Below are 23,929 nucleotides of genomic sequence, written 5' to 3'. Positions count from 1 at the left end.
TCGAATCCGAGATGGAGCTGGCGTACGCGGGCCTGCACCAGCTGTGTGCGCCGCTGCTGGATCTGCGCGACCGCCGGCCACCCCTGCAGAGCGAGGCGCTGGCGGTGGCGTTCGGCGATCGGGCCGGCAGTCCCCCCGACCGGTTCCTGGTCGGCATGGCGGTGCTGAACCTGCTCGCCGAGGCGGCCGAGGAACAGCCGGTCCTGTGTGTGATCGACGATGGACAGTGGCTGGACCAGGCTTCGGTGCAGACCCTGACGTTCGCCTCCCGCCGGCTGGTCGCCGAGCGGGTCGGCGTCTTCTTCGCGGTCCGCGATCCGGAGTCCACGCCGGCCTGGCGCGGACCGGCGGAGCTGCCGGTCGCCGGCCTCGCCGACGAGGACGCCCGCGCGCTGCTGGACGCCACCGTGCCGGGACGGCTCGACGAGCGGGTCCGTGACCGGATCGTGTCCGAGACGCGCGGCAATCCCCTGGCCTGCCGGCCACCGGGGGCGCGCCGGCCGAGGCCGCCGGGCTGGTCGGCTCGGCCGGCCGGGCGCAGGGTCGCGGTGGGGTCGCGGCCGCAGCTGGCCGCCACCGGCGAGGTCACGGCCGACCGCGCCACCAGGGCGCACGACAGCCTGACCCCGCAGGAGGCGAACATCGCGGGCCTGGCCGGCAGCGGACTCACGAACGCCGGGATCGGCGCACGGCTCTTCCTCAGCCCGCACACCGTCGAGTGGCATATGCGCAAGATCTTCACCAAGCTGGCCATCACCTCACGCCGCCAGCTCCGCCCCGCCGACGGAACCTGACCCCAAGCCGCTCCCCCGCAGCCCAGACGTCCGCCGCGCGCCCGCCTTTCTTCGCCCGCCCTTCTTCGCGCGCCCCTGCCCTCCTTCGCGCGCCCCCGCCCTCCTTCGCGCGCCCCCGCCCTCCTTCGCGCGCCCCCGCCCTCCTTCGCGCGCCCCCGCCCTCCTTCGCGCGCCGGCCGGCGGCCACGCGACTCAGCCGGCGGCCATGCGACTCAGCGGGTGGCGCCGGCGGCATCCGTGTCCGCCAAGGGCTCGTCGGTGTCCTCCGGGGTGCGCTCGCCGTGCCAGGAGCGCCACAGCGACGCATACGGACCGTTGGCCGCGACCAGCTCGTCGTGGGAGCCGAGCTCGGTGATCCGGCCGTCCTCGACGACGGCGACGCGGTCGGCGTCGTGGGCCGAGAAGAGCCGGTGCGCGATCGCCACCACCGTGCGGCCGTGCAGCACCGCCCCGAGCGACCGTTCCAGGTCGCGCGCCGCCCGCGGGTCGAGCAGGGACGTCGCCTCGTCGAGCACCAGCGTGTGCGGGTCGGCCAGGACGAGCCGGGCCAGCGCGATCTGCTGCGCCTGCGCCGCCGACAGCGAATGACCGCCGGCGCCGACCGTGGTGGCCATCCCCGCGGGCAGCGCCAACGCCCAGTCGAGTGCGTGCACCGCCGCCAGCGCCGACCGCACCTCCGCCTCGCCGGCCTCCGGGCGCACCATCGCCACGTTGTCCCACACCGAGCCGATGAAGACGTGATGCTCCTGGCTGACCAGCGCCACCTCGGTGCGCAGCTTGTCGAGCGGCAGGTCGCCGATCGGCGTCCCGCCCACCGTGATCGTCCCGGTGGTGGGCTGGTGCACACCGGCCAGCAGCCGGCCGAGCGTCGACTTGCCCGCCCCGGACGGCCCGACGATCGCGAGCCGCTCTCCCGGCTCGAGGGTCAGGTCGATCCCGTGCAGGACCTCGCGCCCCGGCACGTACGAGAAATGCACGTCGCGGACCTCGATGCGAGTCCCTTGCGGTTCCCCCATCGCCTCGGCCGCCGCCGGCGGCTCGTCCTCGGCGACGCCGAGCAGGCGGGCCAGCGACGCCGTGCCGACCTGGAGCTCGTCGAGCCAGCCGAGCAGCCGGTCGAGCGGATCGATCAGCAGCTGCACATAGACCACCGCGGCGGTGAGCTGGCCGAGGGTGACCGAGCCGCTCAGATAGAGCAGACCGCCGACCAGCAGCGTCGACACCACCGGCAGCACGTAGCCGACCTCGACCACCGGGAACCAGACCGTGCGCAGGAACAGCGTGTATTTCTCGGCCAGCCAGGTGCGCTGCAGGTCGGCGTCGGTGCGCTCGACCCGGCGGCGATGGCGGCGCAGCGCGTCGACCGTGCGGGCGCCGTCGACGGTCTCGGCGAGGCCGTCGGTCACGCCCGAGTACTCGGCGTTCTGCTTCAGGTATGCCGCCGGGGAACGACGCAGGTACCACCGGGTGCCGACCCACAGGATCGGCACCGCGATCAGCAGGGGTAGCGCCAGCAACGGGGTGACCACGACGAGCGCGCCCACCACCAGCACGATCGTGATGACCGCGATCATCGTCTCGGGCACGGCGAGCCGCACGCACCGCGACAGCGCGTCCACGTCCCGCGTCGTACGAGTCAGCAGGTCACCGCTGCCGGCTCGCTCCACGGTGGACAACGGCAGGGCGAGCACCCGCTCGACGAACTCCTCCCGCAGGCCGGCGAGCACCCGCTCGCCGAGCTGGGCACTCGCCAGATAGGCGAACCTCGTCAAGACCGCCTGGAGCACCACGAACCCGGCGATCAGCGCGGCGAGCCGGTCGACGAGACCCGCGCCCCGGCCGTGCTGGATGCCCTCGACGAGGTCGCCGAGCAGGCGCGGCCCGACCAGGCCGGCGATCGCGGCGAGGACATGCAGCGTGACCGCGCCCCAGAGCACCCGCGGATAGCGCCGGAACAGCTCGCGCACGTACCGCCGCACCTGGGCGTTGTCGGCGATCGGCAACAACCCGGTCATCCCGGCTCCTGCTCTCGGAGCACGGTGCGGGCGTAGCGCGGCTCGTGGTCGAGCAGCCCGTGGTGGGAGCCGGTCGCGACCAGCCGGCCCTCCTCGACGAAACACACCCGGTCGACCCGGTCGAGGACCAGCGGGCTGGACGTGCAGATCACCGTCGTGCGGCCGGCCCGGGCGGTGATCAGCCGCTCGGCGATGCGCGCCTCGGTGTGCGCGTCGACCGCGCTGGTCGGCTCGACCAGGATCAGCGTGTCGGGGTCGGCGACCAGCGCCCGGGCCAGGCGCAACCGCTGCTGCTGCCCGCCGGAGAACGACCGGCCGCGCTCGGCGACCTCGCTGTCGAGCCCGTCGGGCAGCGCCTCGACGATGTCGGTCGCGGCCGCCGTGTGCAGCGCGGCCGGCAGCGAGCCGCGGTCGTGCGGGTCGAGGTCGTCGTGCAGCCGGCCGGTGAACAGGCGGGCGTCGTTGTCGGCCACCAGGATCCCCTCACGGACCGTGGCCATCGCGAACCCGTCGAGCGGCCGGCCGCCGACCGTGCCGCCCTCGGCGTAGCGACCGAGGCGATCGGCGATCTCCGCGGCCTCGGCGGGCGCGGTCGCCACGATCGCGGTGATCTCGCCGGGATGGATGACCACACCGGACCGTGGGTCGGCGAGGTCGCCGGCGAGGTGCCCGGCCGGCAGCGGCGCGGGCGGGTCGGGCAGGTCGGTGACGGCCCCGAGCATGGTGACGACCCGGCGGCTCGCCACGTGGCCACGAGTGAGCTTGTCGAGCGTCTCGGTGAGCTGCCGCAGCGGCGCGACGAGAAACGCCGCGTACGCATAGAAGGAGACCAGCTGCCCGACGGTGATCTTGCCGTTCAGCGCGAAATGGGCGCCCAGCCAGGTGACCAGCACCAGGAAGATGCCGGGCAGCAGCACCTGGGCGGCCTCGAGCAGCGACTCGACCCGGGCGGTGCGGACGCCGGCCACGCGCAGCGACTGCGACTCGGTGCGGTAGCGCTCGGCCATCACCGCCTCGCCGCCCACGCCGCGCAGCACGCGCAGGCCGCCCACCAGGTCGGCGGCCCGGCCGGTGAGCAGGCCCTGCTGCTCGCGGGTGACCTGCTGCCGGTGGTGCAGCGGCTTGATCAACAGGCCCACGACGGCCATCAGGATCGGCACGCCGAGCACCACGACCAGGCCGAGCGGCACCGAGGTGAACAGCAGGATGACGGTCACGGTGACGACCGCGACGAGCGAGCCGGTGCCGCGGGCGGTGATGTCGATGGCGGCGCCGATCGCCCGGATGTCGGCGGTGCCGATGGCCACCACCTCGCCGGTGTCGAGCCGCCGGGACAGCGCCGAGCCGAGCCGGGCGGCCTGCCGCACGGTGATCTGGACCGTGACGAACATGGCGCTCAAGTAGTTGACCACCGCGAACCGGTGGCGGGACACGCCGGTGATCGCCTGGCCGGCGCCGACGGCGAGCAGGACGAGGCACCAGATCAGCAGGCCGTGGTCGTCGCGCCGGGTCGCGGCGTCGATGGCACGTCCGATGAGCGCGGGCACGACGGCCTGACACAGCATCCAGACGACGGCCAGCAGGATTGCGGGGACGACGGTCAGCTTGTAGCGCCGGACCAGCCAGCCCAGGTAACGGGTGGCGGACCGGCCGTCGGGTACGCCGGGGTCGGCGTCGGGCAGCGTTCGCATCAGGTCCCCGACGTTACGGGCGGGGTCTGACGTTTTGCGACCCGTTTCCTACCGGTCTACCGGACTGAAATCCCACACGTGCGGCGCGCGGGCGACCAGCTTGGCCGGCGGGGCGGGCAGGCTCTCCGGCGTGTTGCGCCACTTCGAGATGACCACGATGCGGTGGTCGGTCGACGAGTACACCTCGCTCGACACATGCTGCGGCAGCACCTCGATCCGGGGCACCGCCACGTCGCAGACCCAGGTCAGCAGCTCGTCGAAGCCGCTCGCCAGGGCCCGCACCTCCCACATCCGCGCGATCATGCTGGCTTCCTACCCCGCCACGCTGACCGAGGTCAATGCCATTGAGGAATCGGCGGGCAGATCGAGACGCGACGGTGCGACGCCGGCCGCCACGAGCCGCGAGCCGAGGGCGGCGACCATCGCGCCGTTGTCCGTGCACAGTTGAGGGCGCGGAACGCGTACGCGAATCTGGTGTTTGCCTGCTTTTTGCTCGGCCAGAACGCGCAGCCGGGAATTGGCCGCGACCCCACCCCCGATGATCAGGGTGTCCACGCCGTTGGCCAGGCAGGCGTCGATCGCCTTGGCGGTGAGCACATCGCAGACCGCCTCCTGGAAGCTCGCCGACACGTCGGCCACCGGCACCGGCTCGCCATCCCGCTCGCGGGCCTCGACCCAGCGCGCGACCGCGGTCTTGAGGCCCGAGAAGGAGAAGTCGAAGCGGTGCGCCGCAAGGTCTTTGGGGGCGGTCAGTCCACGCGGGAAAGCGATCGCGGCCGGATCGCCCTCGCGTGCCCGCCGGTCGATCACCGGCCCGCCCGGGAAACCCAGCCCGAGCAGGCGCGCGACCTTGTCGAACGCCTCACCGGCCGCATCGTCGATCGTGGCGCCGAGCGGAGTGACGCCGTTGGTCAGGTCGTCGACCAGCAGCAGCGACGAATGGCCGCCGGAAACCAGCATCGCCACCGCGGGCTCGGGCAGCGGGCCGTGCTCCAAGGTGTCCACCGCCACGTGCGCCGCGAGGTGGTTGACGCCGTAGAGAGGCTTTTCGGCCGCCAGCGCGTACCCCTTGGCGGCGGCGACCCCCACCAGCAGCGCGCCCGCGAGACCGGGACCGCTGGTCACGGCGATCGCGTCGATGTCGGCCAGGGTGACCCCGGCCTCGTCGAGCGCGCGCTGCATGGTCGGCACGATCGCCTCGAGGTGGGCGCGGCTGGCCACCTCCGGCACCACCCCGCCGAACCGGGCGTGCTGGTCCACACTGGACGCCAGCGCGTCGGCGAGCAGGGTGTGGCCGCGCACGATGCCCACGCCGGTCTCGTCGCAGGAGGTCTCGATCCCGAGGACCAGGGGCTCGTCAGGCATTGCGCATCATCACCAGGGCGTCCGTATTGCTCGGTTGGTAGTAGCCGCGCCGGATCCCGACCGGCTCGAAATCGTAAGTGGCGTACAACCGCTGGGCCGGCGCGTTGTCGACCGCGACCTCGAGCAGCGTCTGCTTGATGTCGCGCCGCGCGGCCTCGGCGAGCAGCGCCTCCAGCATGGCGCGGCCGACACCGCCACGCTGCGCGGTGCGGCGGACCGCGATGTTCTGCACCCAGGCCTCGTCACCGGTCGCCGCGAGGCCGGCGTAACCCAGCAGCTCGTCGCCGTCGAGCGCGACGATGTAGAAGTTACGCTGGGCCAGCTCGTTCCAGAACATCGCCGACGACCACTTCTCGGCGCCGAACAGGTCCTCCTCGATCGGCAGCACGTCGGCGATGTGCCACCACCGGAAGCGCTCGATCTCCGTCACGTGAGCACGGACTTGCGGGTGGTCGGCTCGACGGCGTCGGGACGCCGCAGGTAGAGCGGCGTAAGCGGTTCGCTCGGCGCGGCCTCGCGAATCCGCTCGGCCGCGAGGGCCACGAGGGCGGCGCCGGGTGGATAGAGGAGATGCTCTTCCACGGGTACGCCGAAAGTGTCCCCATATTTGAGGCCGCCCTCGCCGCACACGCGGTCGTACTCCTCATTGACATCGGCCGGCTTGGCCACCTCGGGGCCGGTGACGCGCACACCGTCCACATAGGTCGCGTAGTAAACCTCGCGCCGGCGCGCGTCGGTGGCGACCAGCACCCGGCCCGGCCCGGCGGCGCGGCCGAGCCCGTCGAGCGAGCACACGCCGTAGGTCGGGATGCCGAGCGCCTGCGCCATGCTCGCGGCGGTGGCCAGCCCGACCCGCAGACCGGTGAACGGCCCCGGCCCGAGACCCGCCACGATCGCCGTCAGGTCTTGGGGCCGGACGTTGTTGTCCGCCAGCGCCGCCGCGATCTCGGGCGCCAGTCGCTCCCCGTGGGCACGCGGGTCGACGGCACGGCGCTCGGCGACCCCGCGCAGGCCGTCGGCGGTGACCTCCACCAGCGCGGCCGTCGACGCGGGGGTCGCGGTGTCCAGAGCTAGAACGAGCACGTGCCGACCCTAACGCGGATCCCAGTCGATCAGCGGGCGACCGCCGTCGGCCAGGGCCTTGTTGGCCGCGCTGAACGGGCGGACGCCCAGGAAGCCCTCGCGGTTGAGCGGGCTCGGGTGGCCGGCCTCGAGCACGGCGTGCGCGGGGTTGGTGATCAGGGCGGCCTTCTTGCGGGCGTACCCGCCCCAGAGCAGGAACACGACCCGCTCGCTGCGGGCGTCGAGCGCCCGGATGGTGGCGTCGGTGAAGGCCTCCCAGCCCTTGCCGCCGTGCGACGCGGCGGCCCCGCCCCGCACGGTCAGCACCGCGTTGAGCAGCAGCACGCCCTGCCGGGCCCAGCCCGTGAGATCGCCGGACTTCGGCGGCGCGATGCCGACGTCCGCGGCGAGCTCCTTGAAGACGTTGCGCAGCGACGGCGGGATCCGGACCCCGTCGCGGACGCTGAAGCTGAGCCCGTGCGCCTGCCCCGGACCGTGGTACGGGTCCTGGCCGAGGATCAGCACCCGGGTCTCGACCGGCGGGCACAGCCGGTACGCCGCGAACAAATCCTCGATCGGGGGATAGATGGTGTGCGCCGCGTACTCGGCGGCCACGAACTCGCCGAGCTTCGCGGTGCCCTCGGCGTCCAGGAAGGGGGTCAGCTCGTCCCGCCACTCGGCCGGCAGCAGGTCAGGGAGATTCAACTAGCTCTCCAGTCGTGTCAAGCGGGTGGCCCAGTCACCGCCGTGCGGCACCAGCTCCACCACCCGGGTGTCGTCGTCCAGGCGGTCGATCCGGACCTGGAGGTATTCGTCGTTGAGCTGCTCGACCAGTCCCGCGCCCCACTCGACGACGGTGACCGCGTCCTCGGCCGAGGCGTCCAGGTCGAGGTCGTCGATCTCGGCGCGCGGGTCGGGCCGGTCGCCGAGACGGTACGCGTCCGCGTGCACGAGCGGGACGGGACCCCGGTGCGCGCGGGCGATCACGAAGGTCGGCGAGGTGATCGCGCCCTCGACCCCGAGCCCGGCGCCGATGCCCTGCACGAGCGCGGTCTTGCCGGCCCCCAGCGGACCGGTGAGCAGCACCAAGTCGCCGGGACGCAAGATTGTCGCGAGCCCCTGTCCGAAGGCCCGGGTGTCGTCGACGGTCGCGAGCTTCATCACGAGATCTTCTCGACGAAGGGCAGCATGGCGGCGTTGACCTCGTCGGACTTCTCCAGCATCACCACGTGCCCGCTGTTCTCGATCGTCACGAGCCGAGCGTCGGGCAGCCGCTTGATGATCTCCTGCGAATGCGCGACCGGCGTCAGATAGTCCCGATCGCCGACGACGACCAGCACCGGCACCCCGCGCAACGCCGCCAGCGCCGGATAGCGGTTGTGGTTGTACAAGGTGGTCAGATACTTGGTCAGCGTCTCGACCGAGGTCTTGGCGTTCATCCCCTCCACGAACGAGACCAACGACGGGCTCGGCTTGGCGTCGCCGAAGCCGTACCGCCGGGTGAGCAGCCAAGCCAGGTCGGAGGAGGCGAAGCGGGCCCGCTCGATCACGTTGCCGCCCAGGTGGGCGGCGGTGCCCCAGAGCGGGAAGAACGGCGCGCTGGCCCGCGCGACCAGCGACGGCAGGGCCAGCTTGGCGCGGTCGATCAGCCGGGCCGAGGTGGAGATCAGCACCACGCCGGTGACCCGGTTGCCGAACCACTCCTGGTACTTCTCCGCGAATGACATGATGGTCATGCCGCCCATCGAGTGGCCGACCAGGATGATGTGGCCGTCCGGCACGGTCGCGTTCAGGACCGCGGCGAGCGACTCGCCGAGCGTGGCGATGTCGTAGTTGCCGGACTTGAGCTTGCTGGACTTGCCGTGGCCGGGCTGGTCGTAGAAGACCAGGCGGTGGTCGCCGCGCTCGGTGAACAGCTTGCGCTGGAAGTAGAACGTGCCCATGTCGAGCGCGAAGCCGTGCACGAAGACCATCGTCGGCTTGTCGGTCGGCGCCTTCGGCTCGACGACCTCGACATGCAGGTCGGTGCCGTCGGCGGCGGTGACGGTGAACTCGGCATCGAACGGCTGGTCGGCGAAGTCCTCGTCGGCATGCGGGTCGCCGGGGGCGTTGACCGAGCGGCGGACCAGCGTGCGCTCGACCGCGAACGCCGTGGCCAGGCCGGCCGCCACCACGCCGAGCGCGGCGCCGGCGATGCCGACCTGTTTGGCCCGCCGCCGCGGAATCTTGGGGCTCACGCGGACGTCACCGTCCCCGCGGTGCCGTCGTACACCCGCGGGATCCGCGAACTGCCGAACCGGGTGACGATCTCGTAGTTGATGGTGCCGACCACCTCGGCCCAGTCGTCGGCGGTCGGACCACCGTCGTCGCCCGGCCCGAAGAGCGTGGCGACGTCGCCGGCCGCCACCTCGTCGTCGCCGACGTCGAGAACGATCTGATCCATGCAGACCCGGCCGGCCACCGTGCGGCGCTTGCCGCCCAGCTGCACCGGCCCCGAGTTCGAGGCGGCGCGCGGCACGCCGTCCGCGTAGCCGAGCGGCACCAGCGCCAGGGTGGTCTCGCGCTTGGTGAAGTAGATGTGGCCGTAGGAGACACCCTGACCGGCCGGGACCCGCTTGGTCTGGGCGACCCGGGCACGCGCGGTCATCGCCGGGCGCAGGCCGAACGTCTCCCCCGGCACCGGCGACAGGCCGTAGACGGCGATGCCGGGCCGGACCAGGTCGTAGTGGGCGTCGGGGCGGGTCAGCGTGGCGGCCGAGTTGGCGATGTGCCGGTAGCGCGGGGCTATCCCGAACCGCTCGGCCACGGCCAGCCCGTCGGCGAACGCGGCCAGCTGACGATCGGTGATCTCATCGCTCGGCGCGTCGGCGCTGACGAAGTGACTCCACACCCCGACCACGTCGATGTCGCCGTCGGCTTGCGCTTTTGCGGCCGCCTCCAGCACCGCCGGCCATTCGGCCGCCGTCGCGCCGCCCCGCGACAGGCCGGTGTCGAGCTTCAGGTGTACGCGTGCCTGCCGCTCCGCGCGGCGTGCCGCCTCAACAAGCTCACCGACCAGCTGCAGCGAGCTCGCGGACAGGTCGATGCCGGCCGCGACGCCGTCGTGCAGCGGCATGCCCGGCGAGTGCAGCCAGGCCAGCACCGGCACGTCGACTCCGGCCTGGCGCAGCGCCAGGCCTTCGCCGAGGGTCGCCACGCCGAGCCAGGTCGCTCCGCCGGCCAGCGCCGCCCGGGCGGACGGCAGCATGCCGTGCCCGTAGCCGTCGCCCTTCACGACCGCCATCACCTCGGCGGTCGTGCCGGCGCGCATCAGCGCCACGTTGTCCCGGATGGCGTCCAGATCGATCCGGACCTCGGCCTGCCACATGATTCCCAGCCTACTGATCGGTATGACGGTTTCCGTTACGGCAACTCAGCGGAGTCACCCCGCAGCGCTCCTCCCTCTCGGGCGGCCCTCCCACTCGGGCGGCCCTCCCACTCGGGCGGCCCTCCCACTCGGGCGGCCTCATTCCAGGAGCGCCGCCAGCGTCGGGCGGAGCGCGGCCGCGACATCGGGTGAGGTCACCGGGCCGTCGTCGGCCGCCCATCGCCCGGCCAGGCCGTGCACGTAGGCGGCTGCGACCGCGGCCCGCTCGGGCGCGAGCCCCCCGGCCAGCAGCGAGCCGAGCAGCCCGGCGAGCACGTCGCCGCTGCCCGCGGTGGCCAGCGCGGAACTGCCGGTCGGATTGGCCCAGACCTCGCCGCCCGGGGTCGCCACGATCGTCCGGTCGCCCTTGAGCAGCACCACCGCGTTGATCCAGGTCGCCAGCCGGCACGCGGCGCCCACCCGATCGGCGCCCGGCGCCTCGCCCGCCAGCCGCTTGAACTCCCCGTCGTGCGGCGTGATCACCAGCGGCGCGTCGCGCCGCAGGTCTTCCGCGTGCGAGCCGTCCACCAGCAGCGTCAGCGCGTCCGCGTCGAGCACCACCGGCACCGAGGTGGCCAGCACCGTGCGCAACGTCGTGCGGGCCTCGTTGTCGGTGCCCAGGCCGGAGCCGCACACCCAGGCCTGCACCCGGCCGGCGTCGCCCACCCGGCTCACCGCGACCACCGACGGATGCGCCCGGACCACCTCGTGGTGGGCACTCCCCGCGTAGCGCACCATGCCGGTCGGCCCGGCCAGCGCGCCGCTCGTCGACAGCAGCGCGGCCCCCGGATATTTCGCCGAGCCGGTCGCGATGCCGACCACGCCCCGCGTGTATTTGTCGGAAGTCGGGCCCGGAGCCGGCCACCACTCGGCGATGTCATCGGCGTCCGGCACCCGCACGGCCGAGTCGGCCCGCAGCACCGGGCCCAGCCCGATGTCGACCAGCTCCACCTGCCCGCAGCGCACCGCCGCCGGGCCCACCACGTGGGCCGGCTTGAGACAGCCGAAGGTCACCGTGACGTCGGCCGTGACCGCGTCGCCCGGCACGTCGCCGGTGTCGACCGCCACCCCGCTCGGCACGTCGACCGCAACGACCGGCGGCCGCGCGCCGGACCGCCCCCGCAGATCGCTCAGGCGGGCGACATGACCCGCCGCGGGCGCTCGCAGGCCGCCGCTCGCCCCGATGCCGACGATGCCGTCCAGCACGAGATCGGCCCGGTCGGGCATCTCACGCACCGTGAAGCCGCCGGCTGCCCGCAGCGCCGCGAGACCCGCCAGGTGAACCCGGTCGGGCCGCAGCAGCAACGCCCGCACCTGGGCGCCGCGACGGGCCAGCGTGGCGCCCGCATAGAGCGTGTCGCCGCCGTTGTCGCCGCTGCCGACCAGCAACAGCACCCGGGCGCCGTAGACACCGCCGTCGTCCTCCAGGAGCAGCGCGCATCGCCGGGCCAGGCCGGCCGCGGCCCGCTGCATGAGCGTGCCCTCCGGCAATGTAGCCATCAGCGCCTTTTCGGCCGCCCGCACGTCGGCGACCCGCCATGCCTGCCGCATCTGCCCAGTCCTCCCAGCCGTTCGTGATGCCGTCGGTTTTAGGCCCCGGGTACGACAGTTTCGCGTTCGCGCTGGCCGGGCCCTTGATCAGGACTCGGCGACGACCATCGCCGACGCGATGCCACCGTCGTGCGAGAGCGACAGGTGCCACCGCGCGATGCCACGCTCCGCCGCAGCCGCGGCGACCGTACCGGACACGGTCAACCAGGGCCGCCCGTCCGGGTCGGCGACGATTTCGCAGTCGTGCCAGAGCAGGCCGGCCGGCGCCCCCAGCGCCTTCGCCACCGCCTCTTTCGCCGCGAACCGGGCGGCGAGCGACTCGGCCGAGCGCGGATTGCCCGAGCCGCTCAGCCGCTCACCCTCGGTGAACAGCCGGGTCCCCAGCAGCGGGGTCCGTTCGAGGGCGCGGGCGAAGCGGTCCACCAGGACTACATCGATGCCGACAGCCACAATCACGGCCCAACCCTATCGGTCGCCCTGGGGTCGTGCTGCGAGCTAACGCACGGCCGCCGGCGGCGCAAGACCTGTGGACAACCTCGGCATATGCGGCAACGTGGTTGTCCACAGGCACCTCCGGAGCCGGTCCCCGGCCCCTAAGGTCGGCGCATCCCGTTGCCCCCGCATGGAGGTTGAAGATGAATCCCGATCTCGAGGCCGACACCGAGGACCTGCGTCGCGCCGCCTCCGCCCTGACCACGACCGCGGCCGAGACATCGGCAGCGGCGACAGCACCGCCGCCAGTCCCCCGCACGCCGCGTTGGCAGACGACCGATGCCGCGTCCCTGGCCACGGAAGCCGCCCGCCAGCAGCTACAACACCTGGGCGCTCACATGGCCCAGACAGCCCGCCGCATAACGGCCGCCGCCGCGGCCTACGAGGAGGCCGACGCCCGCGCCGCGACCCGCCTGCGGCTGTCCCGATGACTGCCGCCGTCTACGCCCGGTTACGCGTCGCCGACCCGGCCCGCTGGCGCGCGTTCGCGCACGCCTGGCGGCGCTGGGCCGCCCAAGCCGGCCGTCTGACCGCCCAGCTCACAACCGATCTCGTACGCCTCAGCGCGGCCTGGACCGGCACGGCAGCAACCGCGGCCGCGGCCCGGGTGAGCGCAATGCGCCGCAGCCTGGCCCTCTTCCGGATCCTGTGTTGGCAGGCCGACCAGGCCGCAAGCGAGTTCGCGACCGCCGTAACCCGCGCCAAGCAACTGCTGGCTCGGGCCTTGTCCGCCGCCCACCGTCTCGGCCTCACCATCGACGACGAGGGCACCATCCGCGGCAGCCTCATTACCCCCGCGGCCTGGGTGGGCGACCCGCGCGCCGCGCAAGCAGCCGTGGCCGAGGTCGCCGACGATCTGAACGCGGCCATCACGATCGCGGCGGCGGCCGACGAGATGGCGGCCGAGCGTCTGGAGCGGATCGAGGCCGCCTTCCGCCGCGCGGCCGTGCCCGCCGGCTCGCCCGTGCCCGCCAGCTCGGCACGGCCGGCCTGCATGGCGTCGCCGGCCGAGGTGCGGCGCTGGTGGGACGGGCTCGACCCGGCCGAGCGGCAATGGCTGCTGGCGACCGAGCCGGCCTGGCTCGCGCCGCTCGACGGCATTCCCGTCGCCGACCGCGACACGGCCAACCGTCTGCTCCTCGACGAGCGCCGGGCCGAGGTCGAGCGGGCGCTCATCGCAGCGCACGGCCACGACCGCCGGAGGTTGCAAGACCTCCGGCATGGGCTCGACGCTCTCGCCGACCGGCTGGCCGATGACGAGGGCCCCCGGGCCTACCTGCTGCGTCTCGACCTGAGCGAAGAGGGCCGCGTCGTGGTGGCGCTGGGCGATCCCGACCGATCCGACAACGTGGTCACCCACGTGCCCGGGATGACGGCGGAGCTGGCGTCCTTCGGCGGCGAGCTGTCCCGGGCCGAACGCGTGGCCGGCCGGTCGGCGGAGCTGTCCCCGGCGGCGTCGACCAGTGCCGTTCTCTGGCTCGACTACGACGCTCCCGACTTCGTCGACGAGGCCGCGAGCGCCCGCCGGGCCGAAGCCGGGGCGCCCGCGCTGCGCCGCTTCCAGGAGGGTCTGCGAGCCACCTCCGACGGCCCGCCCGCCCGGCAGACCGTCGTCGGCCACAGCTACGGCTCGCTGGTGGTCGGCAAGGCCGCCGCCGGCAGCGGAATGCCCGCCGACAACGTGGTCTTCGTCGGCTCCCCGGGCGTCGGCGTGGACTCGGCCCGCGACCTGGCCACCCCGCCCGGCCACGTCTGGTCGACCACGTCGAGGAGCGACATCATCCAGTACGCGGCGCCCGCCCCCGCCGCCCTGGCCCACGATCTGGCGACGTCGCGCTTGGTGCCCGTCCTGGGCCCGGCGATCGCCTTCGGAACCCCGGAGCGCGACCTGTGGTTCGGCCACAACCCGAGCGACCCGGCCTTCGGCGCCCGCACCTTCGCGAGCGCCCCGGAGGCGGGCCACCTCGGCTACTGGGACCGCGACAGCCCGTCCCTGGACACGCTCGCCGCCATCACGCTCGGCACGGCCCGATGACGCCCACCCGCGAAACGCCCCGAGCGACCGAGCGTCGGCATCACGAAACGCCCCAGCAAGCGAGACGCGCGAGGCCCAAGGCAGGAGGGACCCGCGGGCCTCCGGCCGAGCGGGGCGCGTAGGCCCCGCCCGCGCGGGCCGCAGGACGCGCGGCTCCAGGACAGGCAGGTCCAGAGCGTGCGGATCGCCTGCGGCGCGGATCGCCGCAGGCCGCGGGGATCGCCGCGCCGCGCGGGACACCGCGCCGCGCGGGACGCGGGACACCCGCCGCCGGCGGAGAGCAGGACCGGCGGCGGCCGACAGCCAGCGTGGCCCGAGGCGCCCACCCGAGGAGCCCGCGAGGCACCCGCCGCACTGGGCGGTCCCGCACTGGGCGGTCCCGCACTGGGCGGTCCCGCGGTGGACGGCCCGAGGCGGACGGCCCGAGGCGGGCGGCCCGAGGCGGGCGGCCCGAGGCGGGCGGCCCGAGGTTTGGTCAGGTCACTCGACGGTGACGGACTTGGCGAGGTTTCGTGGCTGGTCCACGTCGAGGCCTCGGGCTGCGGCGATCTCGCAGGCGAGGATCTGCAGCGGGACGGTGGTCATCAGGGGGGCCAGCAGGGTGGGCGTGTGCGGGACGGCGATGAGGTGGTCGGCGTAGGCCTTGACGCCCTCGTCGCCCTCCTCGGCGATGACGATGGTGCGGGCGCCGCGGGCGCGGACCTCCTGGATGTTGGAGACGACCTTGTCGCGCATCACGCCCCGGCCGGCCGGCGAGGGCACTACGCAGACGACCGGCGTGCCCTCGTCGATCAGGGCGATCGGGCCGTGCTTGAGCTCGCCCGCGGCGAAGCCCTCGGCGTGCATGTAGGCGAGCTCCTTGAGCTTCAGCGCGCCCTCCAGCGCCACCGGATAGCCGACGTGCCGGCCGATGAACAGCACCGTGGACGCCGTCTTGAGGTCGCGGGCCAGGGCGCGCACGTCCTCCATCTGGCCGAGCAGCCGCGTCAGCGCCTCGGGGGTGCTGCTGAGCTTCTCGACCACGGCCGCGACCTCGTCGGCGTACATCACGCCGCGGATCTGGGCCAGGTGCAGGCCGATCAGGTAGCACGCGACCAGCTGGGTGAGGAACGCCTTGGTGGACGCCACCGCGATCTCGGGGCCGCCGTGGGTGTAGAGCACCGCGTCGGACTCGCGCGGGATCGTCGAGCCGTTGGTGTTGCAGATCGCGAGGACGCGGGCCTTCTGCTCCTTGGCGTGCCGCAGCGCCATCAGCGTGTCCATCGTCTCGCCGGACTGGCTGATCACGATCACCAGCGTCGAGCGGTCCAGGATGGGGTCGCGGTAGCGGAACTCGCTGGCCAGCTCCACCTCGCACGGGATGCGCACCCAGTGCTCGATCGCGTACTTGGCGACCATGCCGGCGTTGTACGAGGTGCCGCAGGCGACGATGAAGATCTTGTCGACGTCGCGGAGGTCCTGGTCGGTGAGGCGGACCTCGTCGAGCAGGATGTCGCCGCGGTCGGAGAGGCGGCCGACCAGGGTGTCGGCGATCGCGCGCGGCTGCTCGGCGATCTCCTTGAGCATGAAGTAGTCGTAGCCGCCCTTCTCGGCGGCGGCCGCGTCCCAGTCGATGTGGAACTCGACACCGTCGGCCGGCTCGCCGTCGAAGCCGGTGATCTCGATGCCGGACGGGGTGATCAGCACGACCTGGTCCTGGCCCAGCTCGATCGCCTCGCGGGTGTGCTCGATGAACGCGGACACGTCGCTGGCCAGGAAGTTTTCTCCCTCGCCGCGGCCGACCACGAGCGGCGAGTTGCGCCGGGCCGCGACCACGGCGTCGGGCACGTCGACGTCGACGGCCAGCAGTGTGAAGGCGCCCTCGAGCCGGCGCACCGTGCGGCGCATGGCCTCGGCGAGCAGCGCCGGCCCGGTCAATGCCGTCGAAGAAGAGCGAAGCGCGCGCATCTCGGCCGCCATCAAATGGGCGGCGCACTCGGTGTCGGTGTCGCTGGCGAACTCGACGCCGGTCGCCTCGAGCTCGGCGCGCAAGCGGGCGAAGTTCTCGATGATGCCGTTGTGGATGACCGCGACCCGGCCGTCGGCGGAGAGGTGCGGGTGGGCGTTCCGGTCGGTCGGGCCGCCGTGCGTGGCCCACCGGGTGTGCCCGATCGCCGTGCTGCCGGTGGCGATGCTGTCGCCGGCCCGCTCGGTGAGCGCCTTCTCCAGGTTGGCCAGCTTGCCGGCCTTCTTCTCGGTCAGGACGGTGTCGCCGTCGACCACCGCGACCCCCGCGGAGTCGTACCCGCGGTATTCGAGCCGGCGAAGGCCGTCGAGAACGATGCTGAGTGCCGGCCGACCGCCGACGTAACCCACGATGCCACACATGCGGGGCACTGTAGCCGACGATCGCTCATCTCGCATGCTCGAGAAGTACCCTTTCGAGCACCCGAGTTGCTCGAAAGGGTGTTGACCCACCGATGGCGTTCTTCGCGTACCGTCAGCCGCAGGACCGCACCGGGAGAGACGCTTGACCAACCAGCACGACACCCCGCAGCCGGAGGAGCCGACGCCGCCCGGCGGGAACGCGCCGATCTCCGGGCAGCCCTGGTCGACACCCTCCGGCGACACGCTCTCCCCGGAGCCCTACCAGCGACCGAGGCCGACCTACACGCCCGGGTCAGCGCCCATCCCCGAGCCCGACTACCCGCCGACGTCCCAATTTCCCCCAGTCAACTACGCCCCACCCGGCTACGCGCCCGACTACGGCGGCGGCTACGCGCCCCAACCGGGCGGGTACGCGCCCCCACCGGCCTACGCGCCCCAACCTCCCGGCTACGGCCCACCGCCCGGCTATCCACCGCGCAAGAGCAACGCCCCACTCGTCGCGGTCATCCTGGCCGTAGCGCTACTGCTCTGCGGCGGCGTAGTAACCGCCGGCGTCCTGGTCGCGCGCGGCGTAGCCAACAAGGCCAAGGAGGTGGCCGCGCCCTTCGACGTGCCCACCGAGGCGCCCACCTTCCCGGGCCTGCCCACCGAGCTGCCGACCGACGCCGCCGGCAGCGGCCGCAAGATCAGCGTGACCTACGAGGTCACCGGCGACGGCCCGGTCTCGATCGTCTACCTCGAGAAGGTCGGCGACACCCCGGTCCGGCTCAGCGACGTGAAGCTCCCCTGGAAGTTCACCACCCAGATGGAGACCCCCGCCCTGCTCTCCGTGGTCGTCCTGCGGGTCGGCGCCAGCACCGGCACGGTCAGCTGCAAGGCCTCGGTCGACGGCGACGAGGTCAAGTCCAACACGTCCGACGATGCGAACTTCGCGACGGTCACCTGCACCCACCTGGCCCTGGATTGAGATGACGAACGATCCCCTGGTCGAGCGCATGCGCGCGTTCGGCACCACGATCTTCACCGAGATGTCCGCGCTGGCCCTCAGCACCGGCTCGATCAACCTGGGCCAGGGCTTCCCGGACACCGACGGCCCTCAGGAGATGCTCGACGCGGTAGCCAGGAGCGGGCAAGCCAACCAGTACCCGCCGCTGTACGGCATCCCCGCCCTGCGCAGTGCGATCACCGATCACGAGCGGCGTTTCTGGGGCCTCGACCGCGACCCCGACGGCGAGGTCGTCGTCACCGCGGGCGCCACCGAGGCGGTCGCGGCCGCGATCCTCGGCCTGTGCGAGTACGGCGACGAGGTCGTGTGCTTCGAGCCGTACTACGACTCGTACGCGGCCTCCATCACCCTGGCGGGAGCGACACGACGGCCCGTCACCCTGCGCCCGGGCCCCGACGGCCGCTACCGGTTCGACGAGGGCGAGTTGCGCGCCGCTTTCGGCCCGCGCACCCGCCTGGTGCTGCTCAACTCGCCGCACAACCCGACCGGCAAGGTCTTCACCCGCGCCGAGCTCACCCTGATCGCCGAGCTCTGCCAGGAGCACGACGCCTACGCGGTCACCGACGAGGTCTACGAGCACCTTGTCTTCGACGACGCGCCGGAGCAGCACGCGCCGCTGGCCACCCTGCCCGGCATGCGGGAGCGCACCCTGCGCATCTCCTCGGCCGGCAAGACCTTCTCGTGTACGGGTTGGAAGGTCGGCTGGGCGACGGGGCCGGCGGCGCTGGTGTCGACGGTGGCGCGGGTCAAGCAGTTCCTGACCTTCGTCAACGCCGGCCCGCTCCAGCCCGCCGTCGCGGTGGCCCTCGGCCTGCCCGACGCCTACTTCACCGAGTTCCGGGCCGGCCTGCAGGCCCGCCGCGACCGCTTGGTGACCGGCCTCGCCGAGGCCGGCTTCACCGTGCTGCCGTCCGAGGGCACCTACTTCGTCACCGCCGACATCACGCCGATAACCAGCAAGGACGGCGCCGACTTCTGCCGCGAGCTACCCGCGCGGTGCGGGGTGGTGGCCGTGCCCACCCAGGTCTTCTACGACCACCAGGAGGAGGGCCGCCACCTGATCCGCTTCGCCTTCTGCAAGCGCGAAGAGGTCATCGAAGAGGCGGCCCAGCGCCTGTCGAAGCTGAAAGGCTAGAACGCCCTGACCTCGTCGGCGATCCGAGTGGCGACCGCGCTGGCCTGCTCCTCGGTGGCCGCTTCGACCATGACGCGTACGAGAGGCTCGGTGCCCGAAGGACGCAGCAGCACCCGCCCGGTCTCGCCCAGCTCGGCCTCCGCCGCCGCCACGGCGGCCAGGACGGCCGGTGCCGAGGCGCCGGCCTCCCGGTCGCTCACCCGCACGTTGATCAGCACCTGCGGCAGCTTGTGCACCACCGCGGCCAGGTCGGCCAGCGATTTGCCGGAGGCTGCCAGCTGGGCCATCAGGTGCAGGCCGGTCAGCACGCCGTCGCCGGTGGTCGCGTAGGCCGGCATCACGATGTGCCCGCTCTGCTCGCCGCCGAGGGCCAGCCCGCCCGCGTTGAGCTCCTCCAGCACGTAGCGGTCGCCGACCTTGGCCTCGATCAGCTTGATGCCGGACTGCTTCATCGCTATCCGCAGGCCCAGGTTGCTCATCACGGTCGCGACCAGCGTGCCGTCGGTGAGCGTGCCGGCGTCGCGCATGGCCAGCGCCAGGATCGCCATGATCTGGTCGCCGTCGACGATGTCACCCGATGCGGTGACGGCGAGGCAGCGGTCGGCGTCGCCGTCGTGCGCGATGCCCAGGTCGGCGCCCTCGGCGAGGACCCGCTCGCGCACCTTGTCCATGTGCGTCGAGCCGCAGTCGTCGTTGATGTTGAGGCCGTCCGGCTCGGCGTGGATCGCGATGACCTCGGCGCCGGCCTCCTCGTACGCGGTGGGCCCCACCTCGCTGGCCGCGCCGTTCGCGCAGTCCACCACGACCTTGATGCCGTTGAGCGGGTGCGGCGTCGAGCCGACCAGGTGCTTCACGTAGTGCTCGGCGCCGTCCAGCAGGTCGTGCACCCGCCCGATCGCGCCGCCGGTGGGCCGGCCGATCAGCCCGTGGCCGTCCTCGATCGCCTGCTCGATCCGGGCCTCGAGCTCGTCGGGCAGCTTGGTGCCGCCGGGCGCGAACAGCTTGATCCCGTTGTCGGGCATCGGGTTGTGCGAGGCGGAGAGCATCACGCCGAGATCGGCGTTGGTCTGGGCGACCAGGTACGCGACGGCCGGCGTGGGCAGCACCCCGACCCGTACGACGTTGGCGCCGGCGCTGGTCAGCCCGGCGACCACGGCGGCCTCGAGCATCTCGCCGCTGGCCCGCGGGTCACGCCCGACGATCGCCATCGGCTGGTGGCTGCTGTCGCTCTCGACGAGGACCCGGGCCGCCGCGACCGCGACGGAGAGGGCCAGTTCCGGGGTCAGGTCGCCGTTGGCGAGCCCGCGCACGCCGTCGGTACCGAACAGTCGCCCCATGGGCAGTCCTTTCAGTGGAAAGCAAGACGGCCGGGCCCGCCCCCGATGTGGAGGGGGCGAACCCGGCCGCCTGTCAAGCGATCAGCGCTTCGAGTACTGCGGAGCCTTACGGGCCTTCTTGAGGCCGTACTTCTTGCTCTCCTTGACCCGGGCGTCACGGGTGAGGAAGCCGGCCTTCTTGAGGGCCGGGCGGTCGTCCGGGTCGTTGGTGATCAGCGCGCGGGCGATGCCGAGGCGGAGGGCGCCGGCCTGGCCGGTGATGCCGCCGCCACGCAGGTTCGCGATCACGTCGAACTGCTCGGCCTTCTCGGCGGTGCTCAGCGGCTCACGGATGAGCTGCTGGTGCACCTTGCTCGGGAAGTAGGCCTCGAGGTCGCGACCGTTGCAGGTGATCTTGCCGGTGCCGGGGACGAGACGCACCCGGACGATGGCCTCCTTGCGGCGGCCCACGGTCTGGATCGGACGGTCACCGGGACGCGGGGCGCGGACCGGGGCCGGCGCGGGCGTCTCGACCACGACGACCGTCTCAGCGGGCTCCTCGACGGTCTCGACGACCTCGGGCTCGATGATGTCGGACATGCTGCTGCCTTCTCCCGCGCTCACTGCGCGATCTGGGTGATTTCGAAGGGCTGGGGCTGCTGAGCGGCGTGCGGGTGCTCGGCGCCCGGGTAGACCTTCAGCTTCTTGATGATCTGCCGCGCGAGCTTGTTGTGCGGGAGCATGCCCTTGACGGCCAGCTCGATCGCCTTCTCGGGGCGCTTGGACAGCAGCTCCTCGTAGCCGACCTGCTTGAGACCGCCCGGGTAGCCCGAGTGGCGGTAAGCGACCTTGGTCTGCCGCTTGTTGCCGGTGAGAGCCACCTTGCCCGCGTTGATGATCACCACGAAGTCGCCGGTGTCGACGTGCGGCGCGAAGGTCGGCTTGTGCTTGCCACGCAGAAGGTTGGCCGTGTGGGTAGCCAGGCGGCCCAGGACGACGTCAGAAGCGTCGATAATGTGCCACTGACGCTCGATCTCACCCGGCTTCGGGCTGTACGTACGCACAGAATTACCTTGTCTTGTCGTCGGTCTGGGGCTGCGCGCTGGTCGCCCCGAGCACAAGATGTCTCGAGCGCGAACGGCTGTCACACAACAGCAGGCAACAATACCCGGCCGCGCGGCGCGTGGTCAAAACGACGGTCCTGCCGGACCCCCAACAATATGCCGGTCAAGCATACTCCGCTGCCACGACGCACCCGACCCCGGGATCCGGAGGACGGCGAGGATGGCTCTTAGCAGGCTCGAAACAAACGGGACGCCGTGGTGAAATCCGCCACCGGCAGGCTTCGGAGATGGCCAATGGTGCACACGTGCGGGGACGGAGCACTATTGATAGGCCACCGTCAGGGTTGAGGACGGACCTGACGGTGACTGCCGAGCCGGTTCCCCGGCTCGGCGAGGAGGAGTCGCGGTGTGCGCCGGACGGAGGTACGGCGGAGAACGCAGGCGTGACATGGGAGCGGGTCGACGCTGAGGACGGCGAGCTCCGAGCGTGCCCTTCGGTGGACCGTACGGCCACGCCGCGACTTCTCGAAGAACGATGACCAGCCTGGCGAGGCCGACAGCGTCATTGTCGGGCTACACGGTCGGGGTGACCGCCGACCGGCGGCGTGACGAGCTGGCCAACCTGCTCGAGAGCCGGGGCGCCCGGGTGGTGCTGGCCCCCGCGCTGCGCATCGTCCCGATCGCCGACGACGCCCAGCTGCGCGCCGCGACCCGTGCCTGCCTCGACCAACCGCCGGACATCGTGCTGGTCAACACCGGCATCGGCCTGCGCGGCTGGCTGGAGGCCGCGGAGGGCTGGGGGCTGGCCGAGCCGCTGCGGGCGACGCTGGCCCGGGCGTACCTGATCGGCCGGGGCCCGAAGGCGCGCGCCGCGATCCGCTCGGCCGGCCTGCACGACAAGTGGTCCCCCGAGGGCGAGAGCTACGAGGAGGTCGTCGACCACCTCCGGGCCCGGGGCCTGCGGGGCCTGACCGTGGCGCTCCAGCTGCACGGCGAGAGCCAGCCGGAGTACACCGAGGCGCTCCAGGCGGCCGGTGCCCGGGTGATCGAGGTGCCGGTCTACCGCTGGGGGCCGCCCACCGACCCCGCGCCGCTGCACCGCCTGGTCGACCTGGTCACCGGCCGGCTGGTCGACGCCGTCACGTTCACCAGCGCCGCGGCCGTGAACGCGCTGCTGCGCGCGGCCGGCCCGATGAGCGACAACCTGCTCGACGCGCTGCGCGCCGACGTGCTCGTGGCCTGCGTGGGTCCGGTGACCGCGGCGCCGCTGCGCCGGCACGACGTGCCGATCGTGGCGCCGCCCCGGGCCCGGATCAGCGCCCTGGTCCGTACGATCGTCGAGGAATTGCCGAAGAGGGCGGTCACGCTCGAGGTGGCCGGTCACTCGCTGACCCTGCGGGGACACGCCGCGATCGTCGACGGCGACCTGCGGCCGCTCGCCCCGGCCCCGATGGCCGTGCTGCGCACGCTGGCGGCCAGGCCCGGCCGGGTGCTCTCCCGGGCCGCCCTGCTGCACGCGCTCCCCCGTGGGGCCGACGAGCACGCGGTCGAGATGGCGGTGGCCCGGCTCCGGGCGGGCCTGGGCGCGCCCGGAGTGGTCCAAACGGTGGTAAAACGCGGCTACCGACTGCCAAATTAAGACAAACCGGTCAGCCGACGACGGCCGGGTATCCCCCACTCTGCTCGGCCACCAGCGTGGCCATCGCGTGCTCGACGACCTGCACGAGCACGCCCTTCACCGAGTCCCGGTGGCGGGCGTCGCACAGCACCAGCGGCACGTGCGGCGGGATCGCCAGGGCCTCGCGCACCTCGTCCGGCTCGTAGCGCGGCGCGCCGTCGAAGCAGTTGAGGGCCACGATGTACGGCAGATGCCGGTTCTCGAAGTAGTCGAGCGGCGCGAAAGCGTCCGCGATCCGACGTGTGTCGACCAGCACGGCGGCGCCCACGGCGCCCCGGATGAGCTCGTCCCACATGAACCAGAAGCGGGTCTGCCCGGGGGTGCCGAAGAGGTAGAGGATCAGGTCGTCGGCCATGGTGATACGGCCGAAGTCCATCGCCACCGTGGTGGTCTCCTTGCCAGGCACCTTGGACGCGTCGTCGACGCCCTGGCCGGCCGAGGTCATCAGCGCCTCGGTGGTCAGCGGCTCGATCTCGGAGACCGATCCGACGAGCGTCGTCTTGCCGACGCCGAAGCCGCCCGCAATGACGATCTTCGCGGAGGTGATCTCCCTGGGTTGCGCCCCCGCCCGCTCAGAGCTTGCGAAGTCCACTCAACACCCTTTCCAGCAGATCCATCCGCTCCGTGAAGCCCTTCTTGGGAGCGGCGCTGTGCAATGACAGCAGTCCGTCGGCGACCATGTCCGCGACCAGGACCCGGGCGATACCCAGCGGAAACCGGGTGAGCGCCGAGAGCTCGGCCAGGGACTGCGGCTTCGCCTCGCAGAGCACCGCGATGCGGTACTTGTCGTGCCCGGCGAACCGGGCCTCTTGCACGCCGGCCTGGCTGGCTACCAGGACCGCTTCGATCGGAATGTCACGGCGTGGCTCGGTCCGTCCGCGGGTGACCGCGTACGGGCGTACCAGGTTGCCCCGTGGGTCCTGTGGCTGCCCCATGATGCGATCACCCCCTT

At 72.6% G+C, this 23,929-nt stretch carries 24 protein-coding genes; 6 read left to right on the top strand and 18 right to left on the bottom strand.

From position 1 onward, the window contains the following. Nucleotides 1-11: 11 nt before the first annotated feature. A complete protein-coding gene (locus ACQPZX_RS04130) occupies nucleotides 12-794 on the top strand; it encodes a helix-turn-helix transcriptional regulator (protein WP_433374507.1) in 783 nt (260 codons plus the stop codon). Nucleotides 795-1,006: 212 nt separating this feature from the next. Here ACQPZX_RS04130 and ACQPZX_RS04125 read toward each other — a convergent pair whose 3' ends face one another. The 12 genes from ACQPZX_RS04125 to ACQPZX_RS04070 form a co-directional block, all read right to left on the bottom strand. Continuing rightward, nucleotides 1,007-2,809 carry an ABC transporter ATP-binding protein gene (locus tag ACQPZX_RS04125; protein ID WP_433374504.1) on the bottom strand — a complete coding sequence of 601 codons (1,803 nt, stop codon included), beginning with the start codon at nucleotides 2,807-2,809 and terminating at the stop codon, nucleotides 1,007-1,009. Further along, complete coding sequence (locus tag ACQPZX_RS04120) at nucleotides 2,806-4,500, bottom strand: ABC transporter ATP-binding protein (RefSeq protein ID WP_433374501.1); 1,695 nt, start codon at nucleotides 4,498-4,500, stop codon at nucleotides 2,806-2,808. Before ACQPZX_RS04120 ends, ACQPZX_RS04125 begins: the two co-directional genes overlap by 4 nt. 48 nt (nucleotides 4,501-4,548) lie before the next feature. Continuing rightward, nucleotides 4,549-4,803: a hypothetical protein gene (locus ACQPZX_RS04115; protein ID WP_433374498.1), complete on the bottom strand. Its 255-nt coding sequence runs from the start codon at nucleotides 4,801-4,803 to the stop codon at nucleotides 4,549-4,551. Between the two features lie 9 nt (nucleotides 4,804-4,812). After that, the gene (tsaD, locus tag ACQPZX_RS04110) at nucleotides 4,813-5,865 is read right to left on the bottom strand and encodes a tRNA (adenosine(37)-N6)-threonylcarbamoyltransferase complex transferase subunit TsaD (protein WP_433374495.1); all 1,053 of its coding nucleotides are present in this window, start codon (nucleotides 5,863-5,865) and stop codon (nucleotides 4,813-4,815) included. After that, the gene (gene rimI, locus ACQPZX_RS04105; RefSeq protein ID WP_433374492.1) at nucleotides 5,858-6,295 is read right to left on the bottom strand and encodes a ribosomal protein S18-alanine N-acetyltransferase; all 438 of its coding nucleotides are present in this window, start codon (nucleotides 6,293-6,295) and stop codon (nucleotides 5,858-5,860) included. The genes tsaD and rimI overlap by 8 nt, the downstream gene beginning before the upstream one ends. After that, nucleotides 6,292-6,948: a tRNA (adenosine(37)-N6)-threonylcarbamoyltransferase complex dimerization subunit type 1 TsaB gene (gene tsaB / locus ACQPZX_RS04100; RefSeq protein WP_433374490.1), complete on the bottom strand. Its 657-nt coding sequence runs from the start codon at nucleotides 6,946-6,948 to the stop codon at nucleotides 6,292-6,294. Before tsaB ends, rimI begins: the two co-directional genes overlap by 4 nt. Before the next feature lie 9 nt (nucleotides 6,949-6,957). Then, the gene (ung, locus tag ACQPZX_RS04095) at nucleotides 6,958-7,632 is read right to left on the bottom strand and encodes a uracil-DNA glycosylase (RefSeq protein ID WP_433374487.1); all 675 of its coding nucleotides are present in this window, start codon (nucleotides 7,630-7,632) and stop codon (nucleotides 6,958-6,960) included. Beyond that, nucleotides 7,633-8,088 carry a tRNA (adenosine(37)-N6)-threonylcarbamoyltransferase complex ATPase subunit type 1 TsaE gene (gene tsaE, locus ACQPZX_RS04090; protein ID WP_433374484.1) on the bottom strand — a complete coding sequence of 152 codons (456 nt, stop codon included), beginning with the start codon at nucleotides 8,086-8,088 and terminating at the stop codon, nucleotides 7,633-7,635. It abuts the gene before it with no gap. Then, on the bottom strand, nucleotides 8,088-9,164 hold the full coding sequence (locus tag ACQPZX_RS04085; RefSeq protein WP_433374481.1) for an alpha/beta fold hydrolase: 1,077 nt from the start codon (nucleotides 9,162-9,164) through the stop codon (nucleotides 8,088-8,090). Before ACQPZX_RS04085 ends, tsaE begins: the two co-directional genes overlap by 1 nt. Then, entirely contained in the window at nucleotides 9,161-10,294 is a 1,134-nt protein-coding gene (gene alr, locus ACQPZX_RS04080) for an alanine racemase (RefSeq protein ID WP_433374478.1), read from the bottom strand. The genes ACQPZX_RS04085 and alr overlap by 4 nt, the downstream gene beginning before the upstream one ends. A 138-nt stretch (nucleotides 10,295-10,432) precedes the next feature. Next, nucleotides 10,433-11,884 (bottom strand): NAD(P)H-hydrate dehydratase, encoded by a 1,452-nt coding sequence (locus tag ACQPZX_RS04075; RefSeq protein ID WP_433374475.1) that lies wholly within the window; start codon nucleotides 11,882-11,884, stop codon nucleotides 10,433-10,435. Between the two features lie 87 nt (nucleotides 11,885-11,971). Next, nucleotides 11,972-12,340: a holo-ACP synthase gene (locus tag ACQPZX_RS04070; RefSeq protein ID WP_433374472.1), complete on the bottom strand. Its 369-nt coding sequence runs from the start codon at nucleotides 12,338-12,340 to the stop codon at nucleotides 11,972-11,974. Between the two features lie 179 nt (nucleotides 12,341-12,519). Here ACQPZX_RS04070 and ACQPZX_RS04065 point away from each other — a divergent pair, with 179 nt between their 5' ends. Together ACQPZX_RS04065 and ACQPZX_RS04060 are read left to right on the top strand one after the other, a co-directional pair. After that, nucleotides 12,520-12,807: a hypothetical protein gene (locus tag ACQPZX_RS04065; RefSeq protein ID WP_433374469.1), complete on the top strand. Its 288-nt coding sequence runs from the start codon at nucleotides 12,520-12,522 to the stop codon at nucleotides 12,805-12,807. Continuing rightward, nucleotides 12,804-14,411 carry an alpha/beta hydrolase gene (locus tag ACQPZX_RS04060; RefSeq protein WP_433374466.1) on the top strand — a complete coding sequence of 536 codons (1,608 nt, stop codon included), beginning with the start codon at nucleotides 12,804-12,806 and terminating at the stop codon, nucleotides 14,409-14,411. Before ACQPZX_RS04065 ends, ACQPZX_RS04060 begins: the two co-directional genes overlap by 4 nt. Nucleotides 14,412-14,891: 480 nt before the next feature. On the opposite strand, the gene glmS is transcribed toward ACQPZX_RS04060, so the two are convergent. After that, nucleotides 14,892-16,778 carry a glutamine--fructose-6-phosphate transaminase (isomerizing) gene (gene glmS / locus ACQPZX_RS04055; protein ID WP_433374463.1) on the bottom strand — a complete coding sequence of 629 codons (1,887 nt, stop codon included), beginning with the start codon at nucleotides 16,776-16,778 and terminating at the stop codon, nucleotides 14,892-14,894. 142 nt (nucleotides 16,779-16,920) lie between these two features. On the opposite strand from glmS, the gene ACQPZX_RS04050 reads away from it, so the two are divergent. Next, nucleotides 16,921-17,745: an MmpS family transport accessory protein gene (locus ACQPZX_RS04050; RefSeq protein WP_433374460.1), complete on the top strand. Its 825-nt coding sequence runs from the start codon at nucleotides 16,921-16,923 to the stop codon at nucleotides 17,743-17,745. 1 nt (nucleotide 17,746) lies between these two features. After that, entirely contained in the window at nucleotides 17,747-18,919 is a 1,173-nt protein-coding gene (locus ACQPZX_RS04045) for a pyridoxal phosphate-dependent aminotransferase (RefSeq protein ID WP_433374457.1), read from the top strand. Here the strand turns inward: ACQPZX_RS04045 and glmM are convergent. From glmM to rplM, 3 genes are all read right to left on the bottom strand, one after another. Further along, nucleotides 18,916-20,256, bottom strand: coding sequence for a phosphoglucosamine mutase (gene glmM, locus ACQPZX_RS04040; RefSeq protein WP_433374454.1), 1,341 nt, complete (start codon nucleotides 20,254-20,256; stop codon nucleotides 18,916-18,918). The genes ACQPZX_RS04045 and glmM overlap by 4 nt on opposite strands. 81 nt (nucleotides 20,257-20,337) lie before the next feature. Beyond that, entirely contained in the window at nucleotides 20,338-20,835 is a 498-nt protein-coding gene (gene rpsI / locus ACQPZX_RS04035; protein WP_433374451.1) for a 30S ribosomal protein S9, read from the bottom strand. Nucleotides 20,836-20,855: 20 nt separating this feature from the next. Then, nucleotides 20,856-21,299, bottom strand: coding sequence for a 50S ribosomal protein L13 (gene rplM / locus ACQPZX_RS04030; RefSeq protein ID WP_133873190.1), 444 nt, complete (start codon nucleotides 21,297-21,299; stop codon nucleotides 20,856-20,858). Between the two features lie 535 nt (nucleotides 21,300-21,834). On the opposite strand from rplM, the gene ACQPZX_RS04025 reads away from it, so the two are divergent. After that, the gene (locus ACQPZX_RS04025; RefSeq protein WP_433374448.1) at nucleotides 21,835-22,938 is read left to right on the top strand and encodes a uroporphyrinogen-III synthase; all 1,104 of its coding nucleotides are present in this window, start codon (nucleotides 21,835-21,837) and stop codon (nucleotides 22,936-22,938) included. Between the two features lie 10 nt (nucleotides 22,939-22,948). Here ACQPZX_RS04025 and ACQPZX_RS04020 read toward each other — a convergent pair whose 3' ends face one another. Both ACQPZX_RS04020 and ACQPZX_RS04015 read right to left on the bottom strand, forming a co-directional pair. Then, nucleotides 22,949-23,569 carry a GTP-binding protein gene (locus ACQPZX_RS04020; RefSeq protein WP_433374445.1) on the bottom strand — a complete coding sequence of 207 codons (621 nt, stop codon included), beginning with the start codon at nucleotides 23,567-23,569 and terminating at the stop codon, nucleotides 22,949-22,951. Continuing rightward, nucleotides 23,550-23,912, bottom strand: a complete 363-nt coding sequence (locus ACQPZX_RS04015; RefSeq protein ID WP_433374443.1) for a DUF742 domain-containing protein — start codon at nucleotides 23,910-23,912, stop codon at nucleotides 23,550-23,552. The genes ACQPZX_RS04020 and ACQPZX_RS04015 overlap by 20 nt, the downstream gene beginning before the upstream one ends. Nucleotides 23,913-23,929 lie beyond the last annotated feature (17 nt).

Origin of the sequence: Actinoplanes sp. CA-142083 (genome assembly GCF_050942195.1) — a bacterium.
In the GTDB taxonomy this organism is placed as follows: Bacteria; Actinomycetota; Actinomycetes; order Mycobacteriales; family Micromonosporaceae; genus Actinoplanes.
The sequence above is the reverse complement of the archived record's forward strand: the minus strand, read 5'-3'. Positions and strand labels throughout refer to the sequence as shown.

Coding starts and splice junctions, on each gene's coding strand:
- alr (WP_433374478.1), bottom strand. CDS start 10,294: ATGTGGCAGGCCGAGGTCCGGATCGATCTGGACGCCATCCGGGACAAC.
- tsaE (WP_433374484.1), bottom strand. CDS start 8,088: ATGAAGCTCGCGACCGTCGACGACACCCGGGCCTTCGGACAGGGGCTC.
- ACQPZX_RS04130 (WP_433374507.1), top strand. CDS start 12: ATGGAGCTGGCGTACGCGGGCCTGCACCAGCTGTGTGCGCCGCTGCTG.
- ACQPZX_RS04115 (WP_433374498.1), bottom strand. CDS start 4,803: ATGATCGCGCGGATGTGGGAGGTGCGGGCCCTGGCGAGCGGCTTCGAC.
- ACQPZX_RS04045 (WP_433374457.1), top strand. CDS start 17,747: ATGACGAACGATCCCCTGGTCGAGCGCATGCGCGCGTTCGGCACCACG.
- tsaD (WP_433374495.1), bottom strand. CDS start 5,865: ATGCCTGACGAGCCCCTGGTCCTCGGGATCGAGACCTCCTGCGACGAG.
- ACQPZX_RS04075 (WP_433374475.1), bottom strand. CDS start 11,884: ATGCGGCAGGCATGGCGGGTCGCCGACGTGCGGGCGGCCGAAAAGGCG.
- glmM (WP_433374454.1), bottom strand. CDS start 20,256: ATGGGGCGACTGTTCGGTACCGACGGCGTGCGCGGGCTCGCCAACGGC.
- glmS (WP_433374463.1), bottom strand. CDS start 16,778: ATGTGTGGCATCGTGGGTTACGTCGGCGGTCGGCCGGCACTCAGCATC.
- ACQPZX_RS04120 (WP_433374501.1), bottom strand. CDS start 4,500: ATGCGAACGCTGCCCGACGCCGACCCCGGCGTACCCGACGGCCGGTCC.
- rpsI (WP_433374451.1), bottom strand. CDS start 20,835: ATGTCCGACATCATCGAGCCCGAGGTCGTCGAGACCGTCGAGGAGCCC.
- ACQPZX_RS04125 (WP_433374504.1), bottom strand. CDS start 2,809: ATGACCGGGTTGTTGCCGATCGCCGACAACGCCCAGGTGCGGCGGTAC.
- ACQPZX_RS04015 (WP_433374443.1), bottom strand. CDS start 23,912: ATGGGGCAGCCACAGGACCCACGGGGCAACCTGGTACGCCCGTACGCG.
- ACQPZX_RS04025 (WP_433374448.1), top strand. CDS start 21,835: ATGACCAGCCTGGCGAGGCCGACAGCGTCATTGTCGGGCTACACGGTC.
- ACQPZX_RS04065 (WP_433374469.1), top strand. CDS start 12,520: ATGAATCCCGATCTCGAGGCCGACACCGAGGACCTGCGTCGCGCCGCC.
- ACQPZX_RS04060 (WP_433374466.1), top strand. CDS start 12,804: ATGACTGCCGCCGTCTACGCCCGGTTACGCGTCGCCGACCCGGCCCGC.